The sequence below is a fragment of the Persicobacter psychrovividus genome (genome assembly GCF_036492425.1).
GTDB classification, from domain to species: domain Bacteria; phylum Bacteroidota; class Bacteroidia; order Cytophagales; family Cyclobacteriaceae; genus Persicobacter; species Persicobacter psychrovividus.
The window spans coordinates 247,877-262,724 of the sequence record NZ_AP025294.1; the positions used below are offsets into that span (position 1 = coordinate 247,877).

General features: G+C 38.3%; 13 protein-coding genes. 2 read left to right on the forward strand and 11 right to left on the reverse strand.

The window, feature by feature from the left end:
- Position 1 precedes the first annotated feature (1 nt).
- The gene (locus tag AABK40_RS18125; RefSeq protein ID WP_338398637.1) at positions 2 to 1,102 is read right to left on the reverse strand and encodes a fibrobacter succinogenes major paralogous domain-containing protein; all 1,101 of its coding nucleotides are present in this window, start codon (positions 1,100 to 1,102) and stop codon (positions 2 to 4) included.
- A 2,236-nt stretch (positions 1,103 to 3,338) separates the two neighbouring features.
- On the opposite strand from AABK40_RS18125, the gene AABK40_RS18130 reads away from it, so the two are divergent.
- The gene (locus AABK40_RS18130; protein WP_338398638.1) at positions 3,339 to 4,373 is read left to right on the forward strand and encodes a transposase; all 1,035 of its coding nucleotides are present in this window, start codon (positions 3,339 to 3,341) and stop codon (positions 4,371 to 4,373) included.
- A gap of 11 nt (positions 4,374 to 4,384) precedes the next feature.
- A complete protein-coding gene (locus AABK40_RS18135) occupies positions 4,385 to 5,014 on the forward strand; it encodes a transposase (protein WP_338398639.1) in 630 nt (209 codons plus the stop codon).
- A 462-nt stretch (positions 5,015 to 5,476) separates the two neighbouring features.
- Here AABK40_RS18135 and AABK40_RS18140 read toward each other — a convergent pair whose 3' ends face one another.
- The 10 genes from AABK40_RS18140 to AABK40_RS18185 form a co-directional block, all read right to left on the reverse strand.
- A complete protein-coding gene (locus tag AABK40_RS18140) occupies positions 5,477 to 6,631 on the reverse strand; it encodes a leucine-rich repeat domain-containing protein (RefSeq protein ID WP_338398640.1) in 1,155 nt (384 codons plus the stop codon).
- Between the two features lies 1 nt (position 6,632).
- Positions 6,633 to 7,337 (reverse strand): hypothetical protein, encoded by a 705-nt coding sequence (locus tag AABK40_RS18145; protein ID WP_338398641.1) that lies wholly within the window; start codon positions 7,335 to 7,337, stop codon positions 6,633 to 6,635.
- 36 nt (positions 7,338 to 7,373) lie between these two features.
- The gene (locus AABK40_RS18150; protein WP_338398642.1) at positions 7,374 to 8,516 is read right to left on the reverse strand and encodes a leucine-rich repeat domain-containing protein; all 1,143 of its coding nucleotides are present in this window, start codon (positions 8,514 to 8,516) and stop codon (positions 7,374 to 7,376) included.
- Position 8,517: 1 nt separating this feature from the next.
- Positions 8,518 to 9,231 (reverse strand): hypothetical protein, encoded by a 714-nt coding sequence (locus tag AABK40_RS18155; RefSeq protein WP_338398643.1) that lies wholly within the window; start codon positions 9,229 to 9,231, stop codon positions 8,518 to 8,520.
- 36 nt (positions 9,232 to 9,267) lie between these two features.
- The gene (locus AABK40_RS18160; RefSeq protein ID WP_338398644.1) at positions 9,268 to 10,428 is read right to left on the reverse strand and encodes a leucine-rich repeat domain-containing protein; all 1,161 of its coding nucleotides are present in this window, start codon (positions 10,426 to 10,428) and stop codon (positions 9,268 to 9,270) included.
- 4 nt (positions 10,429 to 10,432) lie between these two features.
- Positions 10,433 to 11,143, reverse strand: coding sequence for a hypothetical protein (locus AABK40_RS18165; RefSeq protein WP_338398645.1), 711 nt, complete (start codon positions 11,141 to 11,143; stop codon positions 10,433 to 10,435).
- A 36-nt stretch (positions 11,144 to 11,179) separates the two neighbouring features.
- Positions 11,180 to 12,340, reverse strand: coding sequence for a leucine-rich repeat domain-containing protein (locus AABK40_RS18170; RefSeq protein ID WP_338398646.1), 1,161 nt, complete (start codon positions 12,338 to 12,340; stop codon positions 11,180 to 11,182).
- Positions 12,341 to 12,344: 4 nt separating this feature from the next.
- A complete protein-coding gene (locus AABK40_RS18175) occupies positions 12,345 to 12,839 on the reverse strand; it encodes a hypothetical protein (RefSeq protein WP_338398647.1) in 495 nt (164 codons plus the stop codon).
- A gap of 144 nt (positions 12,840 to 12,983) precedes the next feature.
- Entirely contained in the window at positions 12,984 to 14,129 is a 1,146-nt protein-coding gene (locus AABK40_RS18180; RefSeq protein WP_338398648.1) for a leucine-rich repeat domain-containing protein, read from the reverse strand.
- 4 nt (positions 14,130 to 14,133) lie between these two features.
- The gene (locus AABK40_RS18185) at positions 14,134 to 14,844 is read right to left on the reverse strand and encodes a hypothetical protein (RefSeq protein WP_338398649.1); all 711 of its coding nucleotides are present in this window, start codon (positions 14,842 to 14,844) and stop codon (positions 14,134 to 14,136) included.
- Positions 14,845 to 14,848: the final 4 nt, after the last annotated feature.

Below are 14,848 nucleotides of genomic sequence, written 5' to 3' on the forward strand. Positions count from 1 at the left end.
ATTATTTTTTTATTAGTCTTATACCTGCCCCTACTTCTTCTGCGTAAATTCCAACAAAGCCTTCTGCTGCACGGAGAATGTGAGGAAAATCTATACCTGGTTGTAGATAAAATTTGGAAATCTCTTTAAATTCGAAAAGTTCAATTTTATCTCCAGTAAATCTGTAATCTCCACTCCCTTTCAGACCAAAGCCAGAGCTGTTATTCCCTTCGAATGAACCTTCAAAATTTGACCAATATTGCTCATCATCAATTAATACATCATTGGCAATATTCGGATAATTGGTTGCCCAATGATTTGGATCTTCGGCTATCCCACCTAAGGCATAAAATAACTCATGAGCCTGTTCTATCGTTGCCACCTGCCAATCTGCATCTTCGAGAGAAGCCATAATAGGTACAAGGTCTTCATCATATTTATAAACATGGCCATATTCCTCTTCATAACTATCGACTACCTCTCTTGGCCAAATTAAATACACCTTCCCACTATTGGTCGCCGTCTCCATCTTCAAATTCTCCGCCATCCAGATTTGCTCACCGATTTTCACTGTTTTGTAGATGTGGTTATCGGTATATTCCCCGAAAGTACCGAGGGTCATGGTGCCGAATTTACCGATCTCGATTTGGGCATCGGTGGTGGTTTCCTGCTCGGTGGCGTTGGCATCGGTGCTTTCAGCTACGGCACGCAAGGCAAATACTTCCAACATTTGGTCTTTGAACAAGTCGGTGATCTCCGCAGAAATATAGTGGTCGCCTTCCTTGGTCAAGGTAATTTCTTTTTCTTCTTCGCCGATGGTCACGAATAATTGAGGATCGTCCATGTCTGCATATTCTTTGCCCTCTTCCATCTCGAAGTGCAATTGGAATTGTACCGCATCGCTTTCAGTGAACAAATCGGCTTGGTCATTATCAGCAGGATAAGTAGAACGGACATAATCTTCGGTCACTTCCAAGTGCAGGCTTGGGGTGATTTTTTCTACGGGCTCTTCAATAGGTGGCTCAGGAATTGGATCTGGCTCGGTGGTTTCGCTTGAGCAGGCGCTCATCATACTCACAAAGGCCAATCCCATGGCGAAATATTTGATTGAGTTGCGTTTCATATTATTCATAGTTAGTATTAATGTTAAACTTTTCGATATCCAAACATCTATAAATTATTGATGTATCTTGGGGAAAATTGATAATTTGAGCATTAGTGGGAAAGTGAAAATTGTCCCAATTAATGACCGTTTGTAGTCGTTCAGTCGCTGCATAAACTGGGCTAATCGAGTAACCTCCTGGGGTAACCCCTAATCATCACTTCACTTTATATTGCCGACAAATTTGTTTATTTCGCAGGTAGCAAATACAAAGACACCTTTCTACTCTTTTTGCTTAAATGGCCTTTAATAAAAGTGTGCGTTATTTACGGACTGTAGCACTATTACCTCCTCCTTTAGACGATGCGCGCATGGAAGGCATGAACACTTATCCTGAGGGTAATATCTACTACTACAGACTACCTTATAGTTCAAGTCACAAACTGTTGCTATAATAAGCCCATTTCAATCTGATATTTTTACACAGCCTGTCAAAAATGTATTCGTTGCAATTTAAAAACAAGGGTCATGCTCTCGTACGGCCCTTGCATGAAGGCTCCCAACCGTGAGGTCAAAATATTCGACTGGTTATTCCATTCCATAGATTAGGGTATGAACCTACCGAAAACACCAAGGCAAACCTCATTTCAGGTTTATCCATTTAATCCGGAAATAGATAATAAGTTAATTCTATACTAATCACGCTATTATATTGCGCTCTAATTCTTAAGTGTTTTAAAATTGTGAATTAAATTTTCTACATCCCAATGACCGCCATAATGAATACATATTTACGTCATAAAAGTTTAGACGCGACAAGTCAAACCCTATATTTAAAATAAGGGCTACAGACTATATCCACTAAAAATAAATTAAAATTTTACATATAAAACCAAACAAAGACTAAGCTAAATATCAACAACAAAAGTTATAACCTTTGTGGACTAATACAGCAATAGTGTATATCATATAATACAGCTCGCAACAGGGAGCACAAAACGCACCCCTATCTGAACATAATCTTTATGATAAAATATGTAAATACCGTAAATTGGCAATCCAAAGAACCTGGAATCCAGCTATCAAAATGAAGACCATAAAATTTTTAAATGACCACAATGAGGTGAAACAAAACACTTTATATCGCTGAAAATCATCACACTAAAATGCTCTTCCTCCCCATCTTTTGAGGAATAGCCTATGCTGATAACAAATAGCTGTAAACAAGTACTTTGCCCTCAAAATAACGTCATTATAGGGTCATTTATCAAGGCATTGCTGCCCTACTGGCAAAATTTTAAAGATATGGTTGATGATAATATATAGGCAAAAAATTTTAAAAGGTTAGTAAAGGTTGATGAATTAGTATTAGAATTAGCTTGGCTCATTTACTAAAAATAACAAATTTGGGGCCTGGCTCCAAAAAAATTACCCGCCTGAATTCTAAAAATGATTGATTTACATTGACTCAAGACCTATTCTTTGAATCAGATTAAAAGTCAGCATTATAATTCAAATATCAAACTAATCCCCCTGAAATTTTTTTCATAAATGGTAGATCCACCTCAACTGGGACTAATAGATATTTAAAATATTTAGATTTTATACTCCAACGATATATTATAACATATTAGACGTTATTTCGTTCAATATTAAACTTAACATGGAGGTTGGTTCATTTTAAAGAATATATCGTATCAGGATATTATTGATATTAGGTACTACTCCAATCCAGTGATCAACATAAATAAAAAAGTGATACATAGCACTACTTAATACAAATATGCCCCTAATGAACCATAGTCGATTTTCCACCTCTACAGCGCCCCCCTACCCTTTATATGCAGTAGGATCCTTTATCCATAGATTAAGGGTAGCTTTTCGAAAATATACATCCCAGTCAAAAGCCAGATTTCTACCGCCGCAAGGAGGTTGCATAAAACGTCCGTACCGAAAGGAACAAAAAATTTTTACAGCCTATGTTAAGCTTAACGCCTCTACAAGCACTACAAATTTAGGCTTGATCCTCCTAAAAACCCTTCACTCAATATCTTTTTGGATGTATACATCTCTCTCTTCTAAATTGAGTTAAATGGTAGACACATCGTTCTACCACCAATGTCAGCAAGTTAAGAGCATCTTTCCTGAGGTTTTGTGATTATTTAGGTCAGGGGCTGTCGCAGATTCTCAGCCCTTCGTTTCAAAATAAATGTCATGGAAATTAAGTATATTAAGGTATTAAAAAAAGTACTTTTCCATGATCAAGAAGAAATTCAAATCTTACCAAAAAGATCAGGTTAGCCTGTTTCCTCTGAGTTTTGGGGAGCTGGTTCCGCCAGGGCATATCGCAAGGGTGATTGATTGTTTTGTTAATGGGCTGTCAATGGATTTGTTGGCTCGTTACTTTACAAATCAAGGAGGGAACGCTCCCTATAACCCTCGTATGATGATGAAGCTTTTGCTTTTTGGTTATCAGAGTGGAGTTTTCAGTAGTCGCAAAATTGAGGCATTTACCTATGAGTCGATTCCGTGCCTTTGGCTTTGTGGTGGCGAGCATCCTGATCATGCGACGATTGCTCGATTTCGGAGTCTCTATTTTCTCGATATTTTTCAGGATGTCTTCGTTCAGCTGATTCTTTTACTTGTGGAGAAAGGGCTTGTGAATCTTGAGGACTATGTGCTTGACGGCACTAAGCTTGAGGCTGATGCGAACAAGTATAAAATGGTCTTTAAGAAAAATGCATTTCGATACAGTAAGATGGTTCGTGAGAAAATCATAGCACTCTTTGCTGAGATAGATGAGATCGAAAAGCAGTCGGAGGAAGAGGCTAAAAAGGGGCATAAAATGGATTGTGAAGATTTCTCAAGTGAAGAGGTTTATGCTAAAGCACAAGAAATTGAAAAGTCAATTAACGAGGATTTGCCACCGAAGGAAAAGAAGAAAATCGAAACCCGATGTAGGCATCTGAAAAAAGGAGCAGATAAGCTAAAAGGTTACGAAGATCAGCTTCAAGAGCTTGGAGAGCGGAATTCTTACTCAAAAACAGATATAGATGCGACATATATGCGGATGAAAAATGATGAGTCGCGTCCAGGATATAACGTGCAAGTGGGTACAAACGGAGAGTTTATTACTGGGGCTACAGCTCATCAAAATGGTGGTGATTCAGCGTGCACGATAGATCATTTAGAGGAGCGATCAAAGATGCTTGAACAGGTCAACTTGGATTCAATGCCAGAGACTTTGACGGCTGATGGGGCTACGGAACAGAAGCTGTATTTGATTATTTAGAACAAAACGGGGTGAGTCCGAACGTTAAATTTACAGGTTATTACAAGGAGTCGAAGAAGACATTTAAGGAGGATATTTCGAGGTGGCAGAACATGCTTTATCATGAAGAGGGTGACTATTATGAGTGCGCCAACGGTCGGAAGTTAACGTGGAAAAAGCATAATATTGTAACAAACAAAAGCGGTTATGAATCACATCGGGATGTATATGAATCAGCTGATTGTTCGGACTGCCCGTTTAGGGAAAAGTGCTTTTCGATGAAGGGTAAAGTTAAGCAGATTGTGGTAAACAGGAACTTTCAACGGCACAAAGAACGAGCCCGACGAACCATCAAATCCGAAGAAGGAGGAGAGAAAATGAGAATGCGAGGCCATGATATCGAGACGGTATTTGGCCACATCAAACACAATTTAAAATTCAAAAGATTCATGCTACGCGGACTTGAAAAAGTCGGTGCAGAACTTCTATTGCTTTCACTTTCTTACAATCTTTCGAAAATGGCCAAATACAGTAAAAAGGCCTTAATTCGAGTTTTACTTTTTGTGTTTTTCGGAGAATGGATAAAAAAAGGCTTCAAGAGGTTCGAATTTCACTCTCAAAGCCTGTTTTTTATTCAAAATCAATTTTTGTACAAATTTTAAAAATCGTGGTAAAATTCCATTTTTACCCGATTTTTGAAGGGTTATGCGACAGCCCCAAGAAAAACCCCGAAGGGATGCAATAACTTAGCCCGGGGTACCACCCCTGGAAAGTGAACGACAAAATGCGGAGCCCTGAAATGGTAAAATAAGAATTTCTACACAAACAAAAAGTTGTACCCTTTCAGGCTTTCAGGGTATAAAAATGAGATTTCGAGAGGTTTCACCCCTCGCTATGTAATGCGCCCACGCGGAATATAAAGATAGATAGTTTATTTACACCCAAATGACCTTTCAACTTATACCTCTCCGTACTCCCTTTGATTTACCTGCTTTAAAGTCATAATTTCGAATAATGATCAGCTGTTTCTTAACTTAATGACATTGGGTCTACCACCACAGGGGCCAATGAAAATTTGGCAGGCAGGTCAACATTTATAGTTATGCTAAAACCTCCAAAGTTCATCAATACCACTCATAGCCTTTTTCAAACTGCTCCTGACTTACCGGCAATCCTTCAAAGGATTTGTCATAATTCATATACAGATGCAGACGACACTTCTTTTCCCTACTGATGTCAAACATTTCTACGGGTAGATTTTCTTTTGAAATAGCATTTCCTTGAACATTAATGTATTGTAAATTCGGCATTCGCCCAAAAGCCTTGGGTAAGGTTTTTAGTTCATTTCCATCCATCGTTAAATTTCTCAGCTTTTGAAGCTTAACAATTTTTTCAGGAATTTCCGAAATTTGATTACCCCATAATTGGAGGTCTTCCAAAGTTTCGATCTCAAAGACATAATTAGGGATAGCCGTCAGTTTGTTATGTCCTAAATTCAAGCTTTTCAAGTTTTTGCAGTGTGCAATTTCCTTGGGGACAGGGATGGTTTTTGGTTTGCTATTGGGATTATAGACGCCCGTTCCTGGGCTGGCAAAAAACCTAAAATTCAACTCCTCCAAGGAATCTTGTTTCCCTAAATTGGGGGAAATGTAAGAGAGATGGTTGCAGTCCGTCATCCAAATTTTCTTGATCTTCATGGTGGAAATCTCATCTGGGATAGAATCGATGGAGTTTTTTGATAAAAAAAATTCTATGGCTGGGGAGTTAGGATCTTGCTTGATGATGGGAAACTTAGTGATTTTAGTTTTTTGTAAGTACAGTTTTTTAAGCTTGGGAAAATTCAATGGTGTTTGTATTACAGAAATAGGGTTATCTGCTAAGTCTATAACCTCTAATTGTTGCATTTTTAGAAGCTGTTGCGGGAAATGTTTAAAATTATTTTCTGATAAGAAAAATTTAGAGAGAGGCAGATTACATATCCAATCTGGTAATTCACTTAAGTTATCTCCATGTAAAAGCAACAAAACTTTTAATTTGCTAAAAGCAAGTAACTCAACAGGAATTTCACCATTAGATAGACTATCGATAGCAACTAATCTAACCAAACCATCTTCATTTTTTTCAAAATCAGCAAGGGGATGACGCTCTTTAATTGCTTTTATCGCCTTTAACTCTTTTTCATAAACCTCCTTAGATATTGTCCTTTTTTTCTCAGAATTACATGCAGAGGTGAATATCGTAAAAAGAACAAATACCAAGTAAATTACCTTATTCATCATCTTATTTATTGGTAGTGAAGTTAAAATAGTAAAAATCATACTGCTGGTGTAAATGGAAAAGTGGAAACAAAACCAATTGCTCAAAATCCCTGATTGTGAATTTTTTCTGTCTCACCCGCTCATTATCTAACTCCCCCCAAAACCCCTTCGGTCCCTCAGCTTTAAGGGCATATTTGGCATCCTCCGCACTAATAGTCATCAACTCACTCTCCATCTCTTTCCAAGTTGCCACCTCCGCATTTTCCTTAATGGGTCGGAAGAAGTTCTCAACAATTTTTTCCAATGAACTTTGGTGTTCCTTTTTGTAATGCTCCCATTGGGGATTGCTGGCATATGTTGGGTTTTGGGCTTGGTATGGGTCCCAGAATTGTGCTTTCATCATATCACGGTCGTATTTTTCGGCTTCTTGGTCTTTGAGGCCTTTGTTGTTTCTTTCTTGTTGGATTTTTTCAAAAAATTGATCCTTTTGGTCTTTGGCGTGTTTGCCCATGGCGCCACTAACGTAGGCATTATAGATGGTCGAGATATAGGAGAGCGTGTCGGTGGCGGGTTCAATATGAAAAACACGTTCATATTCCGCCTGGAAGTCCATGCCTCCTGCAAGGGAACCATAACCACCCTGCCAAAGGGTTCGCTTGGCTTTGATGTCAAGCGTGCCCGTGCCTCCTATTTCATAGAACTGGGGGATCAATTGCCCTTTTTCCAATACAAAGGTGGCGCTGAAGTTGATGGAGAGGTTGCCTTAATACTGTCGGCCATACCACCTATACCCCCTCTCAAATTGCTCCTGACTTACCGGTAAACCTTCAAATGATCTATCTTGAAACATATTAAGGAGTAGAGAACAACGTTTTTCCCTGCTGATGTCAAACATTTCTACGGGTAGATTTTCTTTTGAAATGGCATTACCCCAGACAGATATGGTTTCTAAATTTGGCATTTGCCCAAAGGCTTTAGGTAGGGTTTTCAGCTGATTATTTGTAACATAAATTCTTCTTAGCTTTTGAAGTTTGGAAATCTTTTCCGGAATTTCTGAAATCTTATTCCCTCTAAACCCCAAAATTTCCAGACTTGGGATCTCAAAAACATAATCTGGAATGCTTGTTAGCTCATTGTATTCCAAATCCAAATTTTTCAAATTTTTACAATGTTTTATTTCCTCAGGTATTGGAATTGTTCTTGGAATACTATTTCGATTGTAAAAAGCTGTCCCGAACTCCGCATTAAAACTAAAATTCAGTTCCTCTAAGGAATCTTGTTGCCCTAAATTGGGAGAAATATAAGTGAGTTGATTACAGTCTGTCATCCAAATTTTCTTGATCTTCATGGAGGAAATCTCATCTGGGATAGAATCGATGAGGGTTTCTGCTAAATGAAAATAAATAGCAGGTGAGTTTTCTTCTTGCTTGATGATGGGAAATTTGGAAATTTTTGTTCCTGGCATCCAGAACTTCTCCAACTTAGGAAAATAAAGTGTATCATCTATTGAACTTATAGGGTTCTCAGTCAAAACAATAAGTTCCAATTGGTTCATTTCCAAAAGTTGTTTAGGAAAATGCTTAAATTTATTTTTTCCTAAATAAACTTCTGTTATCGCTAATTTACTTATCCAAGGAGGTAACTCACTAAGGCTGCCATGTAATGAGATTGCCTTTAAATGTTTAAATTTCTTTATTTCCAAAGGGATCTCACCATCATGTAAACTATCTATAAATATATAATCGACAGTTCCTTTTTCAGTTTTGGTGAACTGCAGTGTCGGATGCTTTTCCATTAAAGAATTAATGATGCTTACTTCTTCCTCATCTACAAATTGGTCTTTTTTATCTGTTGAGCATGATAAACAAGCAAGTAAACCAATCAACAATACACTTAACTGCTTCATATTATTGCTTTTTAGTGGTGAAATTAAAATAGTAAAAGTCATATTGTTGATGCAGCTCAAACAACGGAAACAAAACCATTTCCTCAAATTCATTGATTGTAAATTTCTTAGTATATAAATCCCTATCTAATATTCTTCGCTCTCCCCAAAACCCCTTAGGCCCACCTTTCCCCAAAACATAATCTGCATCAACCGCACTAATCGTCATCAACTTGTCCTCCATCTCTTCCCACTTTTCAACCTCCGCATTTTCCTTAATCGGTCGGAAGAAATTCTCAATGATGTTTTCCAATGAGCCTTGGTGTTGCTTTTTGTAGTGCTCCCATTGGGGATTGCTGGCATATGTTGGGTTTTGGGCTTGGTATTGGTCCCAGAATTGTGCTTTCATCATATCACGGTCGTATTTTTCGGCTTCTTGGTCTTTGAGGCCTTTGCTGTTTCTTTCTTGTTGGATTTTTTCAAAAAATTGATCCTTTTGGTCTTTGGCGTGTTTGCCCATGGCGCCACTAACATAGGCATTATAGATGGTCGAGATATAGGAGAGCGTGTCGGTGGCGGGCTCAATATGAAAAACACGTTCATATTCGGCCTGGAAGTCCATGCCTCCTGCAAGGGAACCATAGCCACCCTGCCAAAGGGTTCGCTTGGCTTTGATGTCAAGCGTGCCCCTGCCTCCTATTTCGTAGAACTGGGGGATCAACTGCCCTTTTTCCAAAACAAAGGTGGCGTTGAAGTTGATGGAGAGGTTGCCTTAATACTGTCGGCCATACCACCTATACCCCCTCTCAAATTGCTCCTGACTTACCGGTAAACCTTCAAATGATCTATCTTGAAACATATTAAGGAGTAGAGAACAACGTTTTTCCCTGCTGATGTCAAACATTTCTACGGGTAGATTTTCTTTTGAAATGGCATTGCCCCAAACTGAAATGGTTTCTAAGTTGGGCATTTGCCCAAAAGATCTCGGAAAAGTTTTGAGGTTATTGTTAGGCAGATAAATATCTTTTAATTTTTGAAGCTTCACAATTTTCTCAGGAATTTCCGAAATCTGATTATCCCACAATTCTAAATTTTCCAAGCTTTCAATTTCAAAAACATAATCAGGGATGGCTGTCAGTTTGTTATGTCCTAAATTCAAGCTTTTCAAGTTTTTGCAGTGCGCAATTTCCTTTGGTACAGGCACCGTTTTGGGTTTGCTATTGGGATTATAGACACCCGTACCCGGACTGGCAAAGAACCTAAAGTTCAACTCTTCCAAGGAATCTTGTTTTCCTAAATTAGGGGAAATGTAAGTGAGTTTGTTACAGTCCGTCATCCAAATTTTCTTGATCTTCATGGAGGAAATTTCATCAGGGATAGAATCGATAAGAGTCTCTTTAAAATGGAAATCTATGGCTGGGGAGTTAGGATCTTGCCTGATGATGGGGAATTTGGAAATTTTTGTCCCTGGCATCCAAAGCATTTTTAAATTAGGAAGATCTAAGTCAAAATCAATAGAAGATATAGGGTTGTCTCCTAAATGTATTCCCTCCAACTTTTTCATTTTTAGTAGTTGTTGAGGAAATTCGCTAAGATTATTATTAGGTAAGTATATTTTACGGAGAGGTAGTTCGCTAATCCATTCAGGCAATGCGCTTAAATCAGTTCCATCCACAAGTAAAATTTCTATTTTTTTGAAAAACAGCAATTCTTTTGGTAGTCTACCATTATTTAGACTATCAAAATACACTACATTTACTAAGCCATTCTCGTCTTTTTCAATATCTGCGTTAGGGATTTTCTTAAGGATTGCTTTTATAGCATTTCCTTCCATTTCAAGGTATACTGGAGGAATACTAATTTTATCTTCTGGGTTGCATGAGCAGATAAAAAACGCAAATAGAGTGATAATCAAATATTTAATTTTACTCATCGACTTATTTTTTAGTAGTGAAATTGAAATAGTAGAAGTCGTATTGCTGATGTAAATGAAAGAGAGGGTATAGTACGGTTTCCTCAAACTCAACAATGCTAAATTTCTTTTTATCAATTATTGAACCTTCCAATTTCCGCTCTCCCCAAAACCCCTTAGGCCCACCTTTCCCCAAAACATAATCTGCATCAACCGCACTAATTGTCATCAACTCACTCTCCATCTCTTTCCAAGTTGCCACCTCCGCATTTTCCTTAATGGGTCGGAAGAAATTTTCAATGATTTTTTCCAATGAGCCTTGATGCTCCTTTTTGTAGTACTCCCATTGGGGGTTGGAGGCGTATGTTGGGTTTTGAGCTTGGTATGGGTCCCAGAATTGTGCTTTCATCATATCACGGTCGTATTTTTCGGCTTCTTGGTCTTTGAGGCCTTTGCTGTTTCTTTCTTGTTGGATTTTTTCAAAAAATTGATCCTTTTGGTCTTTGGCTCCTTTAGCCATGGCGCCACTAACGTAGGCGTTATAGATGGTCGAGATGTAGGAGAGCGTGTCGGTGGCGGGCTCAATATGAAAAACACGTTCATATTCCGCCTGAAAGTCCATGCCTCCTGCAAGGGAGCCATAGCCACCCTGCCAAAGGGTTCGCTTGGCTTTGATGTCAAGCGTGCCCGTGCCTCCTATTTCATAGAACTGGGGGATCAACTGCCCTTTTTCCAAAACAAAGGTGGCGCTGAAGTTGATGGAGAGGTTGCCTTAATACTGTCGGCCATACCACCTATACCCCCTCTCAAATTGCTCCTGACTTACCGGCAAGCCCTCATAAGATTTATCATTACTCATATACAAAAGCAAGGCGCATTTCTTTTCCCTGTTGATGTCGAACATTTCTACGGGTAGATTTTCTTTTGAAATGGCATTTCCCCAGACTGATATGGTTTCTAAATTTGGCATTTGCCCAAAAGATCTCGGAAAAGTTTTGAGGTTATTGTTAGGCAGATAAATATCTTTTAATTTTTGAAGCTTCACAATTTTCTCAGGAATTTCCGAAATCTGATTATCCCACAATTCTAAATTTTCCAAGCTTTCAATTTCAAAAACATAATCAGGGATGGCTGTCAGTTTGTTGTGCCCCAAATTCAAGCTTTTCAAGTTTTTGCAGTGTGCAATTTCCTTGGGTACAGGCACCGTTTTGGGTTTGCTATTAGGGTTAAAAACACCCGTACCCGGACTGGCAAAGAATCTGAAATTCAGTTCTTCTAAGGAATCTTGTTTTCCTAAATTAGGGGTAATGTAAGTGAGTTGGTTGCAGTCTGTCATCCATATTTTCTTGATTCTCATGGAGGAAATTTCATCTGGAATAGAGTCGATGGGGGTTTCTGCTAAGTGAAAATCTATGGATGGGGAGTTGGGTTCTTGCTTGATGATGGGAAATTTGGTGATTTTTGTCCCTGGCATCCAAAACTGTTTTAATTTGGGGAAGTTGAGAGTTTCGTTTACTGAACTAATAGGATTGTCATTTAATACGATAACCTCTAAAAGGGTCATGTTCAACAACTGATCAGGAAATTGATTAAATCTATTATTTGGTAGATAGATACTTTTTAATGGTAATTTGCTAATCCATTCGGGTAGTTCACTTATTTCACCGTCATAAAGCATAAGCATTTTCAAAGAATCAAACAGCTGTAAATCAACAGGTACCTCACCATTTCTTAGGCTATCGATATAAATATCACATACTAAACCGTTATCATCTTTGTAAATTTTAGCATTTCCATATTTACTCTGTATTCTTTCTATAACCCTTTGTTCTTTATCATAAATATCCTGAGGTATATCTACATTCTTTTCGGGTTCACCACATGAGAGAAAAAGAATAAATGGGATGATAATGAAATTTTTTATATCACTCATCGTCTTATTTTTTAGTAGTGAAATTGAAATAATAGAAATCATACAGCTGCTGTAAATGGAAGAGAGGAAACAAAACTAAAGTTTCAAACTCCTCTACTGTAAATCTCTTAGCCTTAATCATTTTGCTATCAAATCTACGCTCTCCCCAAAACGCCTTCGGCCCTTTCGCTTTAAGCGCATATTCGGCATCAACCGCACTAATCGTCATCAACTCACTCTCCATCTCTTCCCACGATTCAACCTCCGCATTTTCCTTAATCGGTCGGAAGAAATTCTCAATGATCTTTTCCAATGAGCCTTGGTGTTCCTTTTTGTAGTGTTCCCATTGGGGATTGCTGGCGTATGTTGGGTTTTGGGCTTGGTATGGGTCCCAGAATTGTGCTTTCATCATATCACGGTCGTATTTTTCGGCTTCTTGGTCTTTGAGGCCTTTGTTGTTTCTTTCTTGTTGGATTTTTTCAAAAAATTGATCCTTTTGGTCTTTGGCGTGTTTGCCCATGGCGCCACTAACGTAGGCATTATAGATGGTCGAGATATAGGAGAGCGTGTCGGTGGTTCATTAGTTCAAGCGTCCCGCTTGGACTAATTTCTGATCCAAGCGTGATGCTTGAACCAGAGTAAACTGGTTGATTCAGAGGCTACCCTAATACCACTCATACCCCTTCTCAAATTGCTCCTGACTTACCGGCAAACCTTCAAAGGATTTATCATAAAACATGTACAAATGCAAGTAGCATTTCTTTTCCCTACTGATGTCGAACATTTCTACAGGTAGATTTTCTTTTGAAATGGCATTCCCCCAAACAGAAATGGTTTCTAAATTCGGCATTTGCCCAAAGGATTTAGGTAGGTTTCTCAACTGATTATTTGTAACATATATTCTTCTTAACTTTTGAAGTTTGGAAATCTTTTCCGGAATTTCTGAAATCTTATTCCCTCTAAAGCCCAAAACTTCCAAGCTTGGAATTTCAAAAACATAATCTGGAATGCTTGTTAGCTCATTGTATTCCAAATCCAAATTCTTCAAATTTTTACAATCCCTTATTTCCTCAGGTATTGGAATTGTTCTTGGAATACTATTTCTATTGTAAAAAGCTGTCCCGAACTCCGCATTAAAACTAAAATTCAGTTCCTCTAAGGAATCTTGTTTTCCTAAATTAGGGGAAATGTAGGTGAGTTGATTACAGTCTGTCATCCAAATTTTCTTGATCTTCATGGAGGAAATCTCATCTGGGATAGAATCGATAGCAGTTTCAGCTAAGTGAAAGTAAATCGCAGGAGAGTTAGGATCTTGCTTGATGATGGGAAACTTGGTGATTTTAGTTACAGGCATATAAAGCACCTTTAAATTGGGGAAATACAAAGTATCATCAATTATTTCAATTGGGTTATTTCTTAACTGGATAGCCTCTAAGCTATTCATTTTTAGAAGCTGTTTAGGGAAGGACTCAAAGTCATTATCCCCCAAATAAATTTGAATTAACCGTAACTCACTTATCCAATTCGGTAAGTCACTTAAATTTCCATCCATCAGTAAAATTTTTAAAGAGTCAAATAATTGTAACTCGGTTGGTACTTCACCATTGGTTAGACTATCAAGAGATACTTTGTAAACAAGATCATTATCATCTTTGTATATTGAGGCATTAGAATGCAATTTCTTTATAATTTCTATTGCCTTTTGTTCCTTATCATATACCTCTTGTGGTATATTTATTTTATTTTCGGAAATGCACGATGAGAATAATATCATCAAACAAGTGAAGACCATATATTTTGCCCTATTCATCACCTTAATGTTTAGTCGTGAAATTGAAGTAATAAAAATCATATTGTTGATGTAGATGAAAGAGAGGATACAATACCAATGCCTCAAATTCCTTAATAGTAAATTTCTTTTCTAACACCTCGTTTTCAAATATATTTTTACCTCCCCAAAACGCCTTAGGCCCACCTTTCCCCAAAACATAATCTGCATCATCCGCACTAATAGTCATCAACTCACTCTCCATCTCTTTCCAAGTTGCCACCTCCGCATTTTCCTTAATCGGTCGGAAGAAATTCTCAATGATGTTTTCCAATGAGCCTTGGTGTTGCTTTTTGTAGTGCTCCCATTGGGGATTGGAGGCGTATGTTGGGTTTTGGGCTTGGTATTGGTCCCAGAATTGTGCTTTCATCATATCACGGTCGTATTTTTCGGCTTCCTCATCTTTGAGGCCTTTGTTGTTTCTTTCTTGTTGGATTTTTTCAAAAAATTGATCCTTTTGGTCTTTGGCTTCTTTGGCCATGGCGCCACTAACGTAGGCGTTATAAATGGTCGAGATATAGGAGAGCGTGTCGGTGGCGGGCTCAATATGAAAAACACGTTCATATTCGGCCTGAAAGTCCATGCCTCCTGCAAGGGAACCATAGCCACCCTGCCAAAGGGTTCGCTTGGCTTTGATATCAAGCGTGCCCGTGCCTCCTATTTCATAGAACTGGGGGATCAACTGCCCTTTTTCCAAAACA

What these genes read in the sequence shown, in the direction of transcription:
- AABK40_RS18125 (WP_338398637.1), bottom strand. Translation starts at nt 1,102, where the DNA reads ATGAAACGCAACTCAATCAAATATTTCGCCATGGGATTGGCCTTTGTG.
- AABK40_RS18130 (WP_338398638.1), top strand. Translation starts at nt 3,339, where the DNA reads ATGATCAAGAAGAAATTCAAATCTTACCAAAAAGATCAGGTTAGCCTG.
- AABK40_RS18140 (WP_338398640.1), bottom strand. Translation starts at nt 6,631, where the DNA reads ATGATGAATAAGGTAATTTACTTGGTATTTGTTCTTTTTACGATATTC.
- AABK40_RS18150 (WP_338398642.1), bottom strand. Translation starts at nt 8,516, where the DNA reads ATGAAGCAGTTAAGTGTATTGTTGATTGGTTTACTTGCTTGTTTATCA.
- AABK40_RS18160 (WP_338398644.1), bottom strand. Translation starts at nt 10,428, where the DNA reads ATGAGTAAAATTAAATATTTGATTATCACTCTATTTGCGTTTTTTATC.
- AABK40_RS18170 (WP_338398646.1), bottom strand. Translation starts at nt 12,340, where the DNA reads ATGAGTGATATAAAAAATTTCATTATCATCCCATTTATTCTTTTTCTC.
- AABK40_RS18175 (WP_338398647.1), bottom strand. Translation starts at nt 12,839, where the DNA reads ATGGGCAAACACGCCAAAGACCAAAAGGATCAATTTTTTGAAAAAATC.
- AABK40_RS18180 (WP_338398648.1), bottom strand. Translation starts at nt 14,129, where the DNA reads ATGAATAGGGCAAAATATATGGTCTTCACTTGTTTGATGATATTATTC.